The sequence below is a fragment of the Verrucomicrobiota bacterium genome (assembly GCA_034440155.1).
Lineage (GTDB): Bacteria > Verrucomicrobiota > Verrucomicrobiia > JAWXBN01 > JAWXBN01 > JAWXBN01.
Genome location: JAWXBN010000043.1, coordinates 1 through 17,797 on the forward strand (window position 1 = coordinate 1; position 17,797 = coordinate 17,797).

Here is a 17,797-nt window from a genome sequence, read left to right on the forward strand (position 1 = left end):
CCTCTGGGCCATACCCATCCCCCCGCACAAATCGCCATACTTTACTCCCGCCACCCCTGCCCAACAGAACCCAAAAATCCACTCGAAAGCAGATCGTGGATCAATTTTACCCCAAACGAGGGGACGGCCAACTCAAACTAGGCAAGGCGCGCAAACCGATTCGAGATTACAAAAAAGCCACGGGTAATATCGAGGGTACTATTGAGTTACTACGGGTGTATCTGGAGAACGGCAATGACTTCACCTGTGAGTTCGGCGATATCAGTGACCCCTCCTACGACAGCCTGTGCTCCGTGATGGATGAACTGGCTAAATTGCTGAAGGTAGAAGGTAAGGAGGCTTACGCGAAGGTGGCAGACCGGCTTCACACGGTAGCCTCTAGAGCCGAAAAGATTGGCTGGGGCTATGGAGATCATATCTCGGGAGTCGTCAAGGAGCTTGAGACTCAATGGCCTCCGTCTCAAAAGACGCAGGATTAATGTCTCGTCCGCGTATGGAGAAAAGATGAATTATGAAGAATGTAGAATAACCACCGATACCAACCGATCGGCAGGGCCAGTTCCTGACCTACCTCTATCAATACACTCTGGTGAATGGCTGTGCGCCAGCTGAGGCGGACATGCAGCGGTATTTCCAGATCACGCTCCCGAGCGTGCATTCCATGGTGCTCACCCTGGGACGGCGCGCATTCATCCAGCGCGTGCCCAACCAGGCCCGTAGCATTACCCTTCTCGTGACGCCCGAATCTTTCCCCCCCCTTGAAACGCATCCCCCTTTAAAGCACACACTTTTCCATTATGGCCTTTACCGACATCGAAATCGCCGAGCACACGCTCACCCTTGAGAAACACTTCTGGGCGCACCGCCGTCCGCCCCTGCATCTGCGTGAGGAGATTCGTGAGGGCCAGAGATTCCTCGACCAATCCATCGAGCTATTTTTCGTGCGCCCAGCTTTTAATCATCCAGACCAGCAAATATCTCTGGCAACTCTTCTGGAAACGGGCCGATGGCAAGTGGCACCGCTACCCGCCCCGCCCGGAGACCAAGTCCTTGGCCGACGCCCTCGCCATCATACACGAAGATCCCAAAGGTTGTTTCTTCGGTTGACTCTCCGTAGAGTCGTCTTCACCACAATAATCTTCCGGTTTATCTGATTATTACTCGCGCAAATTGCTTTTTCTGGGGAGATTCCTGAAAAAATAAACAGGAAAAAGGGGAATTATGCTCTGGTTGGGGCGTATGACTACACCACGACTTCTAACACTGGGGCATAGCCCCCGATCCCGATGATGCATTCATGTTCTACGCGCTGAAGGAAAATAAAATCGAGATGCACGGTTACCGCTTCAAGCACATCCTCCTGCATATCCAGCCCCTCAATGAGCGGTCCATACGCGGGGAGTATCCGGGACAAGACCGTCGCCATTCCCAGACTCTTGACCAGTGCTTTTCTCGCCCGGATTGATCCATACATTGTCAAAATGGCTCCGTCCGGTGGAGCCCCGGATGCTTACAAGTACTTTTATGGGGTCCTCTCATCCGTCGAAAAAGCAGGCCTCGCCTCGATGGTCGGCGGGCTCAAAGCACGGTTCGTAATCAAAGACGGTGACACAAGCTAGGAAGGTGCCGCTTAAAAAAAAATCAATCACCACCGGCTTCAAAGCCGGTGGAATGAATGTTCCCTTATTCTAAAAAGAAATGCAAAGACAAAAATTGTTAGTTGACTCTAACATTTTTATACACTAAATACCATTCCATATGTTATACATGGAAAAACGGTCCTCTGTTCTGGTCGGGCGCTCCGGATGGATATCTCTTGCGCCTCTGCTGTCAGTACTTTTTTTAGGGGGAGTGGCCATCAGCGGTTTGCTCCCGCTGCAAGCAGCGTCCGTGAAACCTAAAAAAATCCTGACCACATTCACGATCATTCAGGATATCGCCCAGAATGTGGCTGGGGATGCGGCCATTGTCGAGTCCATCACCCGGCCCGGTGCAGAAATTCACGAGTACGAGCCCACACCCCTCGACATTGTCAGGGCGCAGGATGCCGATCTGGTACTTTGGAACGGCATGGGACTGGAACGCTGGTTTGAAAAGTTTTTTTCCAAGGTTAAAAATGTGCCCGGGGTGGTGGTGACAGAGGGGATCGAGCCTATGGGGATTTCGGAAGGGTCCTATACGGGGAAGCCGAACCCTCACTCGTGGATGAGTCCGGCCAACGCCATCATATATGTGGAGAATATCCGCAAGGCTCTGGTCAAAGTAGATCCGGCCAATGAAAAAAAATACAATGCCAATGCGGCCGCCTATGTCGCGAAATTAAAGGCTGTGGATGAACCCATCCGAAAAAAACTCGAGGTGATTCCTGCGGATCAAAGGTGGTTGGTCTCAAGTGAAGGGGCCTTTTCCTATCTCATCCGAAATTACGACATGAAGGAACTTTACCTATGGCCTGTGAATGCCGATGCAGAGGGGACACCCCAGCAGATTCAAAAGGTCGTTGATACGGTTAGAAAAAACAAGATTCCCGTCGTCTTTTCCGAGAGTACCATCAGCGACAAACCCATGAAACAGGTGGCCAAGGAGACAGGCTCCCGTTTTGGAGGCACCCTGTATGTGGATTCCCTGACGGACCAGTCCGGCCCCGCCCCGACGTATCTCAAGCTTCTCGAATATAATGCGGAAACGATACTCAAAGGATTCCTAGGGAAATAGCCCACTTGATTTTGAGACCAGCACCATGACCCAAACGCTCCCCGCATTTACCGTTGATGTCAGCCATGTCAGTGTGACGTATAATAACGGACAGACGGCACTACAAGATGCCTCCTTTCTTTTGGAGGCCGGTACCATTTGCGCATTAGTGGGGATCAATGGGAGCGGCAAATCCACCCTTTTCAAATCCATCATGGGTTTTGTCCGTCCCACTCGCGGGACGGTGCTTATCGCCGGTGAACCAGTCCGTGTGGCCCAGAAAAAAAACTGGGTAGCGTACGTCCCCCAGTCGGAGGAGGTGGATTGGAGTTTTCCTGTGAGTGTCTGGGACGTCGTGATGATGGGGCGGTACGGGCACATGAATTTTATGCGGATCCCGCGCGCTCAGGACAGGCAGATTGTAATGGAGAGCCTAGAGCGGGTGAAAATGCAGGATTTCCAAAAACGTCAGATCGGGGAACTCTCCGGAGGACAGAAAAAGCGCGTGTTTCTGGCACGTGCCCTCGCCCAGCGGGGGCGGATCATGCTTTTGGATGAACCCTTCACAGGGGTCGATGTGCAGACGGAATCAGCGATTATTGATCTGTTGCGAGAACTGCGCGGGCAGGGGCACATTATCTTGGTCTCTACCCATAATCTGGGAAGTGTGCCGGATTTTTGTGACCGGGTCGTATTGATCAATAAAACGATTCTCGCTTACGGTGCCACCTCCCAGGTATTCACTCAGGAAAACCTTGCCCGAGCCTTTGGGGGTGTCCTCAGGCATTTTAAACTGGATGAATCGACAATAGATGACGGTGACGGACGTTGTGTGACTTTGTTAACAGATGATGAAAGACCGGTGGTTTTTGGAAAGGGCGGCCATCTGGAATACAAGCAGCCCGCTCACAAGGATGAGAAAAAATGATGGAGACATGGCTCATCCCATTTAGTTACACCTATATGATCAAGGCGATGATGGTCAGTGCTCTGATTGGCGGGGTATGTGCGATTTTATCTTGTTTTATGACACTCAAGGGCTGGTCGTTGATGGGGGACGCCCTATCCCATTCCATTGTGCCGGGGGTATCGATTGCCTATATCATCGGACTACCCTTTTCAGTGGGGGCCTTTGTTGCGGGGATACTGGCGGCCGGTGGCATGGCCTTTGTGAAATCAAACACTCGCATCCGGGAGGATGCGGTCATTGGCATTGTCTTTACGACTTTTTTTGCATTTGGTCTGCTGTTAATCTCTCTCTTCCCGAGCAATGTCAGCCTCAAAAGCATTGTATTTGGTAATATCCTCGGCATCTCGGATGAGGATATCTGGCAGGTGGTATGGATTTCGGGTGTGACCCTTCTGGTCATCGGCCTCAAATGGAAGGATCTCCTGCTCTACTGTTTTGATGCTAATCACGCACGCAGCATGGGCATTAATGCCGATTTTCTCCATATGCTGTTTCTGACCCTGATGGCAGCAACGGCGGTAGCAGCCCTTCAAACGGTCGGGGCGTGTCTGGTGGTGGCCATGTTAGTGACTCCTGGGGCGACGGCATATCTTTTGACGGATCGATTTAGTACCATGTTAGCCATTGCCTGTACGATGGGAGTGATGAGTTCCCTAGTGGGCGTTTATGTCAGTTATTATTTTAACGGGTCCACCGGAGGATGTATTGTCGTCCTGCAGACACTCATTTTCATTGGGGTCTTTGTATTTTCCCGGAAATACGGTGTGCTTTCCGTCTGGTTAAAACGTCGCCGGGTCATAAGGACATTGTCAAAAGCATGACGGATTCCATTTCATTTCTGGCTCCATTCCAGTACGAGTTCATGATCCGGGCGATGATTGTGGGGGCCTTGGTGGGGACTGTCTGTGCGACACTTTCATGTTTTTTGATTCTCAAGGGATGGTCACTGATGGGAGATGCGATTTCGCATGCGGTCCTACCCGGGATTGTCATCGCCTATGTGGTGGGGGTGCCCCTGGCACTGGGCGCCTTTTGCTCCGGACTTTTTTGCGCAAGTGCCACGGGATATATTAAAGAAAACAGCCGCATCAAGGAGGATGCCGTCATGGGAATCGTATTTACCGGACTCTTTGCTTTAGGGCTGATCTTGGTCAGCAAGGTGGAGGCGGACATTCATCTGATGCATGTCCTTTTCGGAAGCCTCTTGGGCATTTCCGAGAGCGATGTCATCCAGACGTCAATTGTCGCGGGAGTGACCCTGCTGGTGGTAGTGCTGATGCGCAAGGATCTTCTGCTCTATTGTTTTGATGCTAACCATGCGCGTAGTATCGGACTCAATGTGCGCGTGCTGCATTATGTACTGCTATCACTTCTGGCAGCCACCATCGTCGCCTCGCTTCAAGCGGTAGGCATCATCATGGTCATTGCTCTACTGATCACACCCGGAGCCATTGCCTATTTACTGAGTGACCGCTTTGGAGTGATGATATGGATCGCCATCGGGAGTGCTGTTTTTTCCTGCCTCGCAGGGGTGTATGTCAGTTTCTTCATCAACGGATCGACTTCCGGCTGCATCGTGCTGATGCTAGGGATCATCTTCGTACTGGCCATGATATTTGCCCCCAAACACGGTCTCATTGTCCGTGGGCGATGGCGCAAGAGCCACGTGAAGCCGTGGAGTGATCAGGAGAACGCGGCCAAACCGACCTAGTCGATATTCTTCTCCCCAGTTTGATCTGCGCATTGTCAAAATGACCCCGTCCGGTGAAGCCTCCGAGGATTAGATTTTTTGACCTCAAGCTGAAATGATGGTTTAAAAGAGGGGGGGGAAATCATTCTCGTCCGGTGACCTTGCGCGAATGGCCGTGAGCCGATCACAAAAAAAGCCCCGTGCAAATTGCGCGGGGCTTTGGAGAGTAAAACTTTGTTTTAAGAATGACTTTATATCAAGCGGGAAGCTCTTCCCCGAGTTGCCAACGGACAAAACGACGGATACTGATGGTTTCCCCGGCGGCTTTACTGACATTGGCCATGTGTTCCTTGACTGTGATGTCAGGGCTTTTTACGAAGGCTTGGTCCAAGAGGGCCACACCCGCGAGGAATTTATTTACCTTACCTTCGATAATCTTGTCGATAGCAGCGGCGGGTTTGTCTTTAACCTGTTCCCTAAAAACGATTTTCTCGCGTTCGATAAGTGCTTGATCGACTTCGTCACGTGAGACGACCAAAGGGGCACTGGCGGCGATATGTAAAGTGATGTCTTTGACGAAATCACGGAAAGCACCCGTGGTAACGGATTGATCGGATTCGCAACCGACCTCGATCAAGACACCCACCTTTGCGCCCAAATGGATATAACTTGCGATCAGGCCTTTGCCTTGGAGGTCATACTTCAAAACGCGGCGGACAGCGATATTCTCTCCGAGTTTTGAGACTACGGTGACGCATTTTTCCTTAAAATCGGCCTCAGGATTCACCAGAATAGTTTCCCCGACTTCTTTAACAAAAGTCTGGAAATCGGTATTCCGCGCGACGAAATCAGTTTCGCAATTCACCTCACACAAGGCACCGGCGTCACCACCAGCTTTGATCGCGGCGGCAATCACCCCTTCATTGGTATCACGGGATGATTTTTTGTCCGCGCTGGCCTGCCCGCGTTTGCGGAGCTCGAGGATCGCTTCCTCAATATCGCCATTGGTGGCGATCAAGGCTTTTTTGCAATCCATCATACTGGCATTGGTCTTGGCACGGAGTTCCCCGACCAGTTTTGCCGGGATTTCAATGGTTCCTGCTGACATAAATTTTATTCCTTTTTTATTAAATTAAAAAATCAAGGGGCCGGCACTATCCCGGCCAGCCAATTATGCCGAAACTGCTTCGATCTCGGAGACTTCCACGACTTCGACGACTTCTTCACCGGGCTTGGAAGAAACTGGTTTTGTGCGTTTCTTTGGGGCATTCTTGCGGGCTTCAGCCACGGTATTAGCCAAGGCATCAATAATGATTTTGATCGAGCGGATGGCATCGTCATTACCGGCAATCGGGTAATTCACCGCTTCCGGATTCACATTCGTATCGACAATGGCGACGACGGGAATATTCAGGCGTCTGGCTTCAGCCAGTGCGATTTGCTCGTAATTAACATCAACAACAACCATGGCGCCGGGTTGACCGTCCATCTGACGGATACCGTCGAGGTTACGGTGGAGCTTCTCGCTCTCGTGACGGTGCATGGATTGTTCTTTTTTGGTGAGTAAATTTGTGCGTCCGTCCTTGTCCATGCCGTCGAGTTCATTCAGGCGGTTGATACTGCGTCGGATCGTTTTGAGATTGGTCAACATCCCGCCGAGCCAACGTTCCACAACAAAGGGGGAACCGGAATTTTCAGCGGCTTGTTTGACGACTTCTTTGGCTTGTTTCTTTGTCCCGACAAAAAGCACATCTCCACCACCTTGGGCGATCGAGCGGAGGAAATCCTGGGCAGCAACAATTTGCTCCACGGTATGGGAAAGATTGATAATATGGATGCCGTTACGGGCTTCAAAGATGAGGCCTTTCATTTTCGGATTCCAACGGCGTGTTTGGTGTCCAAAATGGACGCCGGCTTCGATGAGGTCTTTAATATCGATTTTTGACATATATTTATTTTTCTCTCGTTTATCCCGCCTTAATGAAATTCAAATAAGGGGTTCGGTTATCTACCGAATACATTTTTGTTGTTGTGCAACCATAGGTTGCGTTCTGACGAAAGAAGACTTGCTCTTTTAAGGCCGACCGGCCAAATGAATGATTCTTTTCTCGCTCCCTGTATAAAGGGGTGTATTTCCCCCTTAAAAGGAACTGCTAGCTCTACCAGCTACAATATAGAATGCAAGTGGGAATTACTGTAAAAACAAGTGAGTCAACACGCCATGAGAAAATGGATGGAACCCTTTATTCCTAATAATCCGAATAAAAGACGATCCAGGCAGAATCACAGAGACTGGATATGATTTGTTTCCCCCGTAGATTACCTACCAAAGGCAAATTAGATAATATACCTCAAAAAGATTATTATGCTTAATTTATATTGACTTAATATTTGCTCCTTAAAAGTCATAAATAAAGCCTTTACAAGTATAAGAGATAAATCTAAAGTCTTTTCTAATAGCAATTTGTGTAAAAAGTCAAAGATGATGAATCCCGGCAAAACCACATTAACCGTCTTCTCAGCTATCGTCTGTTATTGTATCACTGTATCCGTTAGTCTTGCTTTACCGACACAAAACTCTAATACCGTGGTCGTCGATGGGAAAGAAATCGAGATCGTATCCGTTCCACAAAGCTCGACTAATGCAGTGGCCGTGAGCTTGGATAACCTGCTAGAGGCCAAAGCATCAGAGGCACCGCAGGCAGCCATTCCTGAGCCTGGAACCACCGAGATTGAATCTAGCGAGAAACCCCAAAGTATCACCGTGCAAGGGCAAAAAGTCATGGAAGTGGCCAGTATTACTCCATCTGCACCACCTCAAATCACCACTGAATCAGCCGCACAAACTACCTTGAATAGCCCCAGTAGTGCTACATTACCGGAAATCCCCTCGACACCTGCCCAAGACATTGTGGAAAAAGTAGCCAGTGTCCCTTTCGATGAAAAAGAGCTTAAAGCCCGTGTGGACGATCTGCTCAAAGGAGCCGAGACTTCCATTAAAAAGGCTGCCGAATCTGCCCAAACCCGCGAAAATATGACGGGGGAGTCCCGCCCTGAAAAGCCAGTGATTAAAACCACGGAAACAACCAATCCTCCCGAATCAACCGTCCAGAAAAAACCTGTGATTGTCACAGAAAAAAAAGTCGAGAAACAAGAAATTCCTATTGATTTGACCCCTTCAAAAGCTCCAGAAATTATTACCGAAGACATCTTACTCACAGAGAAACAAGAAACTCTAAAAGTCAATCGTTATCCTTGGAAGAGAAATATTCAAACGACCGTTTTCTGGGTAGGGGAACCCCCGAGTGCCAATGTGCCGAAAAGCAGTTGTAACACGATGAGCGCTTGGGATATGAACTGGGTAAGGAATTTCGGTGGATTTGATGATCCAAACAGGCGTAACGGCTTCTTCCCCGCCCGTTTCCAGCCTAAACAAAATCCTTTCTACATTGCCCTGCCTTTTAATGACATGAAAGGGGGTAGACACAAACCGATTTCACAAAAAGTAATTCCCTGGTTTAAAGATGAATATATCGCCCGGAATATTTCAGTTTGTAAAGGCCGCTGGTTAGCTATCCGTTATAAAGGGCGGACTTGTTATGCCCAATGGGAGGACGTCGGGCCGTTTGAACATGACCATCCTGAGTATGTATTTGGAAAATCCCGGCCCCGGCCGAACCGGAATAAAAATGCAGGACTCGATATCTCCCCCGCCGCGCGCGACTACCTCGGCTTAGACGGGGCTTGTTACGCAGATTGGAAATTTGTGGAAGATGAAGAAGTTCCTGCTGGTCCTTGGAAAAAAATCGTGAATATACGAGCCAGTATCATGGCCAAGCTCGAAAGCCAAAAGAAGCGTTCTACCAATAATTAGCCTCTATTGACGGCCTGCCAGAGTGTCGATTGCATTTTAGATAAAAAGGCCTGCTAGACGGGGATCTGTTTCAATAATCCGAATAATTTCCGGCACACAATCGCGTTCATCCAATATCGTATAAAAATCTTTTTTAATCCCGGGAGCCATCCTGAAAGCTTCCACCCAATCGTTTTGATTAAAGGGGGTGGCCCTTGGCACATCCCAAAAGCCAGTATCATCAAAAAGCTGGGCGATGCGGTCAGCCCCTTTGCCTTGTAACTGGCTGACCAGATATGTCGCCATACCCACCTGGATGCCATGCATTTGAGGGGTCGCGGAAATCCTGTCCAGAGCATGGGAAACAAGATGCTCACTCCCACTGGCCGGGCGAGAGGAACCGCACATCTCCATTGCGATGCCATTGAGCATGAGTGCCGTCCCCAATAAACGGATCCCGTCTAAGTCGTGCTCCGGCCTCGCCATGAATTGAAAGACGGTCGCATCAGATAAAAGGGCGGAAAAATCGTCGATCTGTGTGCCGTTCTTTTTAAAGGCAAGTTTCCAGTCGCAGACCGCTGTTATTTTGGAGACAAGGTCTCCGATACCCGACCACCATAAAATCTTTGGAGCCTTGAGGCACACCTCCGTATCAATGACCACACCGTAGGGCATAGCAGCGGGAAAAGATTTCTTCTTATGCTCATAATCAAGGCTGGATTGGGGACTGCAAAATCCGTCGTTGGATAACGCGGTCGGGACGGAAATGAATGGAATCCGCGAAAGGAATGCCACATATTTGGCGACATCCAGAGCTTTGCCTCCCCCGAAAGCGATCATCGCATCCGCATGCGCAGGCAAGCTAAGGAATATTTCCTGGGCATGCTCAAAATCAGAGGAAAGGATACCCGTCGACAGGAGCACCTCGATCCCTTCAGCATGCAGGGAGGACCGGACCCTCTCCACCAAGGCTGCGTCGAGCTCTTGACTATGGCAGACGATTACCTTGAGAAAATGATTCCGCCGAGCATACACACCCAAGCGGTCAAGAGCCCCCGGTTTTATCCGGACTAAAGTGGGAATGAATATCGAGGTATTTCTAAGCATCAATCTTTGGTATGCATGAAATCAGGATTTTTAGCAATTGACTAAGACACAGCCCGTGCAAATTGCGCTACGAGCTCAGGCGAGATTTCTGGCGTTTCTGGAAATGTACGGTGGCAGCGGAAACCCCTTGATACAGATCCTCGGAAGTAAATGGTTTATCGACAATTGCTGCCACATCAAGGGACTTCAGTAGATTCTCATGATCCCCGACATAACCAGACACCACTACCATGGCAGGGCGCTCGGAGACAGGCATATTTTCATTCATTTTCTGGATCATTTCAATACCGCCCATCACGGGCATACTCAAGTCGGTAACAACAGCCTCAAAACGACCTTTCAGAATCATCTCCAAACCCTCTTGCCCATTCGAGGCTTGTTCAATCAAAAAACCTTTCCGGCTCAAAACTTCAGTGACTACCTTGCGGACGAGTAATTCATCATCGACGACAAGTATCTTGCCGGAAGCCGATATGGCTTGAAGCGGGCGGTTGGGCGATTGGATGAGGAAAGAAACGGTAAAAGTCGTGCCTGCATCTGCTTCACTGGTGACTTCGATCGTCCCTCCGTGCTCTTGGATAATTGAATTACACACGCTCAAACCAAGGCCTGTTCCGTTGATTTTCGCTTGTGGTGTACTGCCTTGTGCACTGGCTCCTTTAGTCGTGAAAAAGGGATCAAAAATGGAACCCATATGTTCCCGGGATATTCCACAACCATTATCCTGAATAAGGACTGCCATGCGTCCATTTTCATATTTACTCGTGACTTTAACCTTTTTATCCGTGATCCCGGCCAAAGCATGCTGCGCATTCACTAATAAATTCATAAAGACATGGCTTAATTTATCCGGATCCATTAAGTAATCCGGAATATCTCTCAGGTCTTTTTCTAATGAAATCCTGTCATTTTTATATTCATACTCCAAAATCCTGATCGTCTGTTCTAAGACCTGATTAAGGGAGCTTAACTGGTGTATGGGTTTTTTTTGCCGGGCAAAAGTCAGGAGATCCTTAACAATCACATTGGCCTTTTTGGATGCCTCCATTGTGGTATTTAAGTATTCCCTGCACTTACCGGACAAACTGGGATCTCCCAAGACCATTTCGACAGTGCCCATGATAATTGCCAGTAAGTTATTGAATTGATGGGCTGTCCCGGCCGCCAAGGTTCCTACCGCGGCGAGTTTTTCCGTGCGCACGAGCATTGTTTCTTGTTTTTTGACTTCCGTAATGTCCCGGCCGATACCGACAAGGCCGATCAGGTTACCCGCAATATCCCTGAGCGGGATTTTTGTCGTCAGGATGATTTGATGCTGTTGGCTGGACTTGTCATAACACTCATTTAGGAATGTTTCCATGTGCCCCTGCTTCAAAACCCTCTGTTCTTCAGCTAATAACTTGTCGGCGACATCGGCAGGAAAATTATCATGGTCGGTGCGCCCGACAAAATCCTCCATTTTTTTAAATCCTGCACCACGGACAGCCGATTTATTAGCCATCAGGATACGGCTATCGAGATCTTTGATATAAATATAATCAGGAATATGATCGATCAACATCTGGAGCAAGGCGAGTTTCTGGTTGAGTTCTTCACGGACCTTTTGCAGCTCTGTCACGTCCCGATTAATCCCCAAAGTCCCGATGACATTCCCGGCAGTATCACGGTAGGGGATTTTTGTCCTAAAAATATAAGTCTTCGTACCGTCGCTTGCCTGATGCCATTCTTCCTGATTAATTATCGGACAGTCACTGTCCATGATCTTCATTTCTTCTGCTTTGAATTTCGTAGCGAGATCTGAAGAATTAAAATCAAAATCCGTTTTACCGATGATTTCATTAATACTCTCAACTCCCAAGGCGCGACATAAATCCTTATTCCCCAGAATGAACCGGGAATCATTATCTTTTAAGTAAATGGCATCGGGCAGCGCATCAATAACCGTTTGAAGCAACTTCAATCTTTCTTCGGCTTCCTCTTGGAGGTTTTTCAGCTCGGTAATATCACGGTTGATCCCCAATATTCCCACAATGGCACCGTCATGGTCGCGATAGGGAATTTTACTTTTAAGAAGCTCGTGCTTTTGACCATTTGAATCCCAGTAGGAATTTGAAACATTAAACAACGGCATACCGGTTTCGATCATTCTTTTTTCTTCGGCAACGTAAATATCCGCCTCTTCCGGGGGATGAAAATCATAATCATCCGTCCCGATAAGGACTGTAGGATCGGACAATCCAAATCTTTTTGCATAAGTCCCGTTAGCAAATGCAATCTTATGATTCAGGTCTTTCAGGCAAATCATATCAGGGAGGGATTCGATCAGGGTATGCAAAAGCTCCAAACGGTCAGCGGCTTCCTGTTGGACGACTTTTATATCAGTAATATCCCGGCTCACTCCCAAAATTCCGGTTATTTTCCCTGTCGCGTCAAAATAAGGTAATTTAGTCGTGAGGATATGCCTGATTTTATCATTAATAATAAAACTTTCTTCCTTATTAATGAGGGGTTTCCCGTCGGATATAATATTGAGTTCCTCCTGCCTGTATATGTCCGCCTGCTGTGGAGAGAATAACTCCTCATCGTTTTTACCAATGAGTAACTCTTTGCTGGAATTACCCGTCCATTCCTGAAGGGTCTTATTTAAAAGAATAAACCGCGACTCTGTATCCTTTAGATAAATGGCTTCCGGCAGGCAATCCAATACTTTCTGGAGCAAATCCCTTTGTGTTGAAGCATTCTCCTCGGCCTGTTTTAAGGAAGTGATATCTTGGGTGACCCCCATGATTCCGGCGACTTGTCCATGTGAGTCGATATATGGCACCTTGGTCGTTAATAGCCACATGGATGTCCCGTCGGGAAAAATGGTCCGCTCCTCTTTATCAACTATCGGTTTGAGAGTACGCATGACCTCCAGCTCGTCCCTGCGGTAATCATCGGCCATTTGAGGAGTGCAAAAATCTTTGTCACTTTTCCCCAATAATTCCTTTTCCGGCAAATAACAGAGCTGGCAAAGATGTTTGTTGACCATGATAAAACGCGAATCAATATCTTTTACATAAAATGAATCTGGCAATGCATCCAATGCCGTTTTCAGGATGGCCAGTTGTCCCTCCGCCTGATGGCGGGCCTCGATCAGGTCTGTGATATCACGATTGATCCCTAATATCCCGGTCACATTCCCTTGGGTGTCAAGGTAAGGGAATTTCGACTTCAAGATCACCCTCTGACTGTCTTGCTTATCCTTGAAAAAATTCTTTAAATTTAGCAGGGGGATTTTGCCCTCCATAATATCTAACTCTTCCTGCCGGTAAATATCTGCTTCATCTTTGGGATGAAGATCATGATCCGTTTTACCGATGATCTCTGATTGAGAGGAAAATCCAAAATGTCGGCAAATGGCCTCATTAGCAATGATGATATGGCCATCTTTATCTTTCAAATAAACGGCATCAGGCATGGCTTCTAAGAGTGTCTGAAAAAGCTTTAATCTCTCTTGGGCTGCCGATTCAGCTTTTTGCAAATCAGAAACATCCCGGCTGTTATCCCATGATACCTGTAATCGGGCATTTTTCTCTTGGAGTTCGGCAATTTGTTTTTCAAGCTGGCGCAAACGCTCGGCAGGATCGGGATAATCCGAATTATCCCCTGCACTCCCGTTATGAAGATCATGTAGCGGAGAGAGTTTATCCGCATCGCCCCCGAGTTTAGACTGGTCAGTACTCATGAAAATAAAACTCTCTTTTGATAAATCATCAATATTCAGATACCCTATCGTTTAGGCAACCTTTAAAAATATTGCATAACCGATCAAACCCACTGATATATTGATCAATATCCTACCCGATGATATTATGCTACAACAGCGGGAACATATTAAATTTTAGTCCTGACGTTGATCAATAATCAACTCCTAAAATGAGGATTTTTTATAAGAAATCCCCCCTCTACAGGACATAAAGAGTCTGAAAAACAGGGCGCTTTTATTCTAAATACCTTTAATTACTCAAACAGGGCGTGTGGAAAAATAACGGCGGGTCTCACTTGCGATAACCCCACTTAGAAGGAACATGGCAATTAAATTCGGGATAGCCATTAATCCATTCATCATATCCGAGAAATTCCATACGGCATCACTTTTCCACACGCAACCGATAAAAACGGCCAGCACCCAGAGAATCCGGTAGAATTTGATCGCTTTGAGGCCCACGAGATATTCAACCGCCTTTTCACCGTAATAAGCCCAACCCAAAATCGTCGAAAAAACAAATGTCAGCAATCCTCCTACTAGGATCAAATCCCCAAAAATGCCGAGGTGATGGAACGCGGCATCACAGAGTCCCGCCTTGGTCATACCTGCTCCGGACCATTCCCCTGAGCTGACAATGACTAGTCCTGTCAAAGCACAGACCACCACGGTGTCCCAAAAAGTACCCGTACTAGAAACCAGCGCCTGCCTGACCGGATCAGTCGTCCGTGCAGCGGCAGCCACAATCGGGGCGCTGCCTAACCCTGACTCATTTGAAAAAAGTCCCCGGGCTATCCCGTAACGCATCGCCTCGGCAATTCCCGCCCCCACAAATCCGCCAATAGCCGCCTGGCCGGTGAATGCACTACTGATGATTAGCGAAATCGTCGCACCCAGCTTGTCCCAGTTAAATCCCAAGATGATGAGACAGCCCAACACGTAAAAGAAAGCCATAAAGGGTACCAGAATAGTGCAGAATCGTGAAATGGATCGAATCCCGCCTATTACAACCACAGCGGTCAGAACGGCCAGAATAATACCCACTGAAAACTTCAACGTGCTGTCATCAACCAGAAAGGGGAAAATATCCTTTTTGGCGACGATCATATCCGCAATCGCATTTGCTTGGGTCATATTCCCTATCCCGAACGCGGCAATCGCTGTAAATAGGGCAAAAAGAATACCCGCCCAACGGGCATTCAAAGCCCGCTCGAGGACATACATCGGTCCCCCCGACATTTGACCTTTTTCATTTGTGACACGGTATTTTACCGATAGGAGGGCTTCAGAATATTTTGTCGCTATGCCAAATACACCGGTCAACCACATCCATAATACTGCTCCCGGACCCCCTAATAATACAGCCGAGGCTACCCCGTATATATTCCCTGTCCCGATCGTCGCCGCAAGTGCTGTCGTGAGTGCTCCGAATTGACTGACATCACCGGGTGCCCCGGGGTCTTTGGCAATTGAAAGTTTCAGGGCATGGACGAGGTGCCTTTGCACAAATCCCGTGCGCCATGTCAAATACAGGTGGGTACCAGCTAAAAGGGCAATCAACCAAGGGCCCCATACAAAATTAGCACCTTTTTCAATCCAGAGTTCGAGCGTTTGTATCATAAAAATAAGAAACTTTTGTCATTTTACCCCTAAAAAAGCTTACCTGAAGCCCCGCCTCGGAAAACCAAAAATGAAAGTGCCTTTAAATAATTTGAAAATCAACCTTCTTTTGGCAATGGCTATTTTTTCATAACCTTTCCTGCCTTGTTTGACCTAAAATTTCAAAAAATAGTAAAGACTTTTACCAATTCTTTGCATATTGTTTTTTGCAAATGGCAGAAGGTGCTTTCAGTATATTCATCAGTGAGGCGAAAAGAGGGTTTAATACCACAGGGGCGGTACTTCCCAGCAGCCCTTTTTTAGCCCGGGAAATTACAAAACCCTTCCGTAGCCGTACCAAACCCGCCCGTATCCTGGAAGTCGGGCCGGGGACAGGTGTTTTTACTCGTCTTTTGGTTCCGGATATCAAGAAAAATGAATATTTGAAGATTGTTGAACTGAATAATGCTTTCGTCACCCATCTCTCAAACCGGCTTGAAAAAGATCCTGAATGGTTGTGTAAAAAAGATAATGTGGAGATAGTGTGTTCGGCAATTGAAAATCTTAATCTGGAAGAAAAATACGATTTTATTATTTGCGCCCTCCCCTTCAATAATTTTCCGGCATCCACCGTCAGAAGTATATTCCGTATCTTTGAGCAAGTGTGCAAACCCGGCGCAGTCATTAGTTTTTTTGAATATTTAGCCCTCAGGGATGTGAAAGTCCGATTCTCTAGCCCAGAGGAAAAACTCAGGCTTAGCTCCGTCGCACTTGGGACAAAACGTTTTCTTTCTAAACACAAACGCTCGCGTAATGTGGTTTTTCTGAATTTTCCCCCCGCCCTTGTCCACCATGTCAGGGTCAATAAAAAAGACTCTTCCCACGCCTCGAAAGACATAAAAGCTTAAGTGGCAAGTTTTTGTGAGACTTTTTGAGGAATTATGTTATTATATGAGTATGACCAAGCATTTATTCATGCTGTTTTTACTTTTAGGGCTGGCCCCTCTGTCGGCTGAAACTGAAACGAATTCCCCACAAATCCTCCTTTCTCCATCAACGGCTTTTAAAGAAGATATTGATAAAAAATGGGACTATAACCTGAATATGAATCAGACGGCCCTTGAATATAAGGCCTCTGATAAACTCAAAATTTCTGCCATCAGTGATATGAATGATGTTACTGTCCTCTCCCATTTGGAAGAGGACGTCGCCCTCGACAAAGTCATGCAGGATTTGACAAAAACTAGGACAGGGATCGGCACCTCTTATAAAATCTCCCCGAATATGACTTTGGATGCCCAAGCAGATTACTCTGTCCTCCAAAATATCGCCACCCCCGCTCCAAAATTGAACTTTTCCATTTCCAGTTCTTTTTGATTTTTGTGATCCTCGGCTTTAAAAGACTCAAAACGGACGGTATATCAAATTACGCCCGACTTGTAGCAGGTAGGACTCCGCTCCCCTTTCAGTCAGCGTAGTATTGAGCTTCGACTGAAAGCTTTTTTTCATTTTCTCATACTCTACTTTTTTTGCTATACTATCGAGATTCTTATTCGCTTGCAGGGTATTCAGATCATTCTCGGATTGTTTGGCTGTTTTATAAGCGTCTATCGCCACTGATTTCGGCATATCTAATCTTTTGACGATCCCGTACAGCGGGCGGTACTGGTAAGCTCGGGACATCTTATACTCCTCATCTCTTTCGGGACCGATGATTTCCTTCATTTTCTGCTCAAGTTCTACTTGGGCTTTTTCTTCCCGGAGCGGACACTGTTCTCGGGTTTTTCCTTCGCGACACGTTCAATCGAGGGCTTCAGCTGCGCCCGGGCTAATTCGGCATCGCTGGCAATTTGGGTTTCCATGTTCTTATCGACGACCACAGGTTGGATCATAATAATCAATTCACTCCGGTCGGTCGTGAGTTTTGTCGTTTTAAACAAATAACCCAGGAATGGGATACTACTGAGCACGGGCACCCCTTTCACATTACGACTCGTCCCGTCGGAAATCAAACCACCAAGTACCACCGTGGATCCACTCGGTGCGGCCAAACAAAAGGCCGGAAGAATCGCTTCGGGGCTGGTAGAGGTGTTGGTGTCAGCGGAAGGAAAACTGTCTCCGCGGCTCGATCGTGAC

The 17,797-nt window shown here is 47.7% G+C and carries 17 protein-coding genes; 10 read left to right on the forward strand and 7 right to left on the reverse strand.

What is annotated here, in order from left to right:
• Nucleotides 1–95 precede the first annotated feature (95 nt).
• The 7 genes from SGI98_04400 to SGI98_04430 all read left to right on the forward strand — a co-directional run bounded on the left by SGI98_04400 (nucleotide 96) and on the right by SGI98_04430 (nucleotide 5,375).
• Nucleotides 96–479 carry a hypothetical protein gene (locus SGI98_04400; GenBank protein MDZ4742644.1) on the forward strand — a complete coding sequence of 128 codons (384 nt, stop codon included), beginning with the start codon at nucleotides 96–98 and terminating at the stop codon, nucleotides 477–479.
• A gap of 418 nt (nucleotides 480–897) precedes the next feature.
• A complete protein-coding gene (locus SGI98_04405) occupies nucleotides 898–1,107 on the forward strand; it encodes a DUF3024 domain-containing protein (GenBank protein ID MDZ4742645.1) in 210 nt (69 codons plus the stop codon).
• A 190-nt stretch (nucleotides 1,108–1,297) separates the two neighbouring features.
• A complete protein-coding gene (locus SGI98_04410; protein MDZ4742646.1) occupies nucleotides 1,298–1,465 on the forward strand; it encodes a hypothetical protein in 168 nt (55 codons plus the stop codon).
• Between the two features lie 302 nt (nucleotides 1,466–1,767).
• Nucleotides 1,768–2,715, forward strand: coding sequence for a metal ABC transporter substrate-binding protein (locus tag SGI98_04415; protein MDZ4742647.1), 948 nt, complete (start codon nucleotides 1,768–1,770; stop codon nucleotides 2,713–2,715).
• A gap of 25 nt (nucleotides 2,716–2,740) precedes the next feature.
• Nucleotides 2,741–3,622, forward strand: a complete 882-nt coding sequence (locus SGI98_04420; protein ID MDZ4742648.1) for a manganese/iron ABC transporter ATP-binding protein — start codon at nucleotides 2,741–2,743, stop codon at nucleotides 3,620–3,622.
• Nucleotides 3,619–4,485: a metal ABC transporter permease gene (locus SGI98_04425; GenBank protein ID MDZ4742649.1), complete on the forward strand. Its 867-nt coding sequence runs from the start codon at nucleotides 3,619–3,621 to the stop codon at nucleotides 4,483–4,485. The genes SGI98_04420 and SGI98_04425 overlap by 4 nt, the downstream gene beginning before the upstream one ends.
• The gene (locus SGI98_04430) at nucleotides 4,482–5,375 is read left to right on the forward strand and encodes a metal ABC transporter permease (GenBank protein MDZ4742650.1); all 894 of its coding nucleotides are present in this window, start codon (nucleotides 4,482–4,484) and stop codon (nucleotides 5,373–5,375) included. The genes SGI98_04425 and SGI98_04430 overlap by 4 nt, the downstream gene beginning before the upstream one ends.
• Before the next feature lie 235 nt (nucleotides 5,376–5,610).
• On the opposite strand, the gene tsf is transcribed toward SGI98_04430, so the two are convergent.
• Together tsf and rpsB are read right to left on the reverse strand one after the other, a co-directional pair.
• Complete coding sequence (tsf, locus tag SGI98_04435) at nucleotides 5,611–6,462, reverse strand: translation elongation factor Ts (protein ID MDZ4742651.1); 852 nt, start codon at nucleotides 6,460–6,462, stop codon at nucleotides 5,611–5,613.
• Nucleotides 6,463–6,525: 63 nt separating this feature from the next.
• Nucleotides 6,526–7,302 (reverse strand): 30S ribosomal protein S2, encoded by a 777-nt coding sequence (gene rpsB, locus SGI98_04440; protein MDZ4742652.1) that lies wholly within the window; start codon nucleotides 7,300–7,302, stop codon nucleotides 6,526–6,528.
• Between the two features lie 537 nt (nucleotides 7,303–7,839).
• On the opposite strand from rpsB, the gene SGI98_04445 reads away from it, so the two are divergent.
• Nucleotides 7,840–9,228 (forward strand): hypothetical protein, encoded by a 1,389-nt coding sequence (locus SGI98_04445; GenBank protein MDZ4742653.1) that lies wholly within the window; start codon nucleotides 7,840–7,842, stop codon nucleotides 9,226–9,228.
• Nucleotides 9,229–9,264: 36 nt separating this feature from the next.
• On the opposite strand, the gene SGI98_04450 is transcribed toward SGI98_04445, so the two are convergent.
• The 3 genes from SGI98_04450 to SGI98_04460 form a co-directional block, all read right to left on the reverse strand.
• Nucleotides 9,265–10,314: an iron-containing alcohol dehydrogenase family protein gene (locus SGI98_04450; protein ID MDZ4742654.1), complete on the reverse strand. Its 1,050-nt coding sequence runs from the start codon at nucleotides 10,312–10,314 to the stop codon at nucleotides 9,265–9,267.
• A 67-nt stretch (nucleotides 10,315–10,381) separates the two neighbouring features.
• Entirely contained in the window at nucleotides 10,382–14,041 is a 3,660-nt protein-coding gene (locus tag SGI98_04455) for a PAS domain-containing protein (GenBank protein MDZ4742655.1), read from the reverse strand.
• A 279-nt stretch (nucleotides 14,042–14,320) separates the two neighbouring features.
• Nucleotides 14,321–15,682 (reverse strand): sodium:alanine symporter family protein, encoded by a 1,362-nt coding sequence (locus tag SGI98_04460; protein MDZ4742656.1) that lies wholly within the window; start codon nucleotides 15,680–15,682, stop codon nucleotides 14,321–14,323.
• A 212-nt stretch (nucleotides 15,683–15,894) separates the two neighbouring features.
• On the opposite strand from SGI98_04460, the gene SGI98_04465 reads away from it, so the two are divergent.
• Complete coding sequence (locus SGI98_04465) at nucleotides 15,895–16,569, forward strand: methyltransferase domain-containing protein (GenBank protein MDZ4742657.1); 675 nt, start codon at nucleotides 15,895–15,897, stop codon at nucleotides 16,567–16,569.
• Nucleotides 16,570–16,612: 43 nt separating this feature from the next.
• Complete coding sequence (locus tag SGI98_04470) at nucleotides 16,613–17,038, forward strand: porin (GenBank protein MDZ4742658.1); 426 nt, start codon at nucleotides 16,613–16,615, stop codon at nucleotides 17,036–17,038.
• A 27-nt stretch (nucleotides 17,039–17,065) separates the two neighbouring features.
• On the opposite strand, the gene SGI98_04475 is transcribed toward SGI98_04470, so the two are convergent.
• Nucleotides 17,066–17,386, reverse strand: a complete 321-nt coding sequence (locus tag SGI98_04475) for a hypothetical protein (GenBank protein ID MDZ4742659.1) — start codon at nucleotides 17,384–17,386, stop codon at nucleotides 17,066–17,068.
• 14 nt (nucleotides 17,387–17,400) lie between these two features.
• Nucleotides 17,401–17,797 (reverse strand): hypothetical protein (locus SGI98_04480; protein ID MDZ4742660.1); only part of this gene is annotated, 397 nt, incomplete at its 5' end.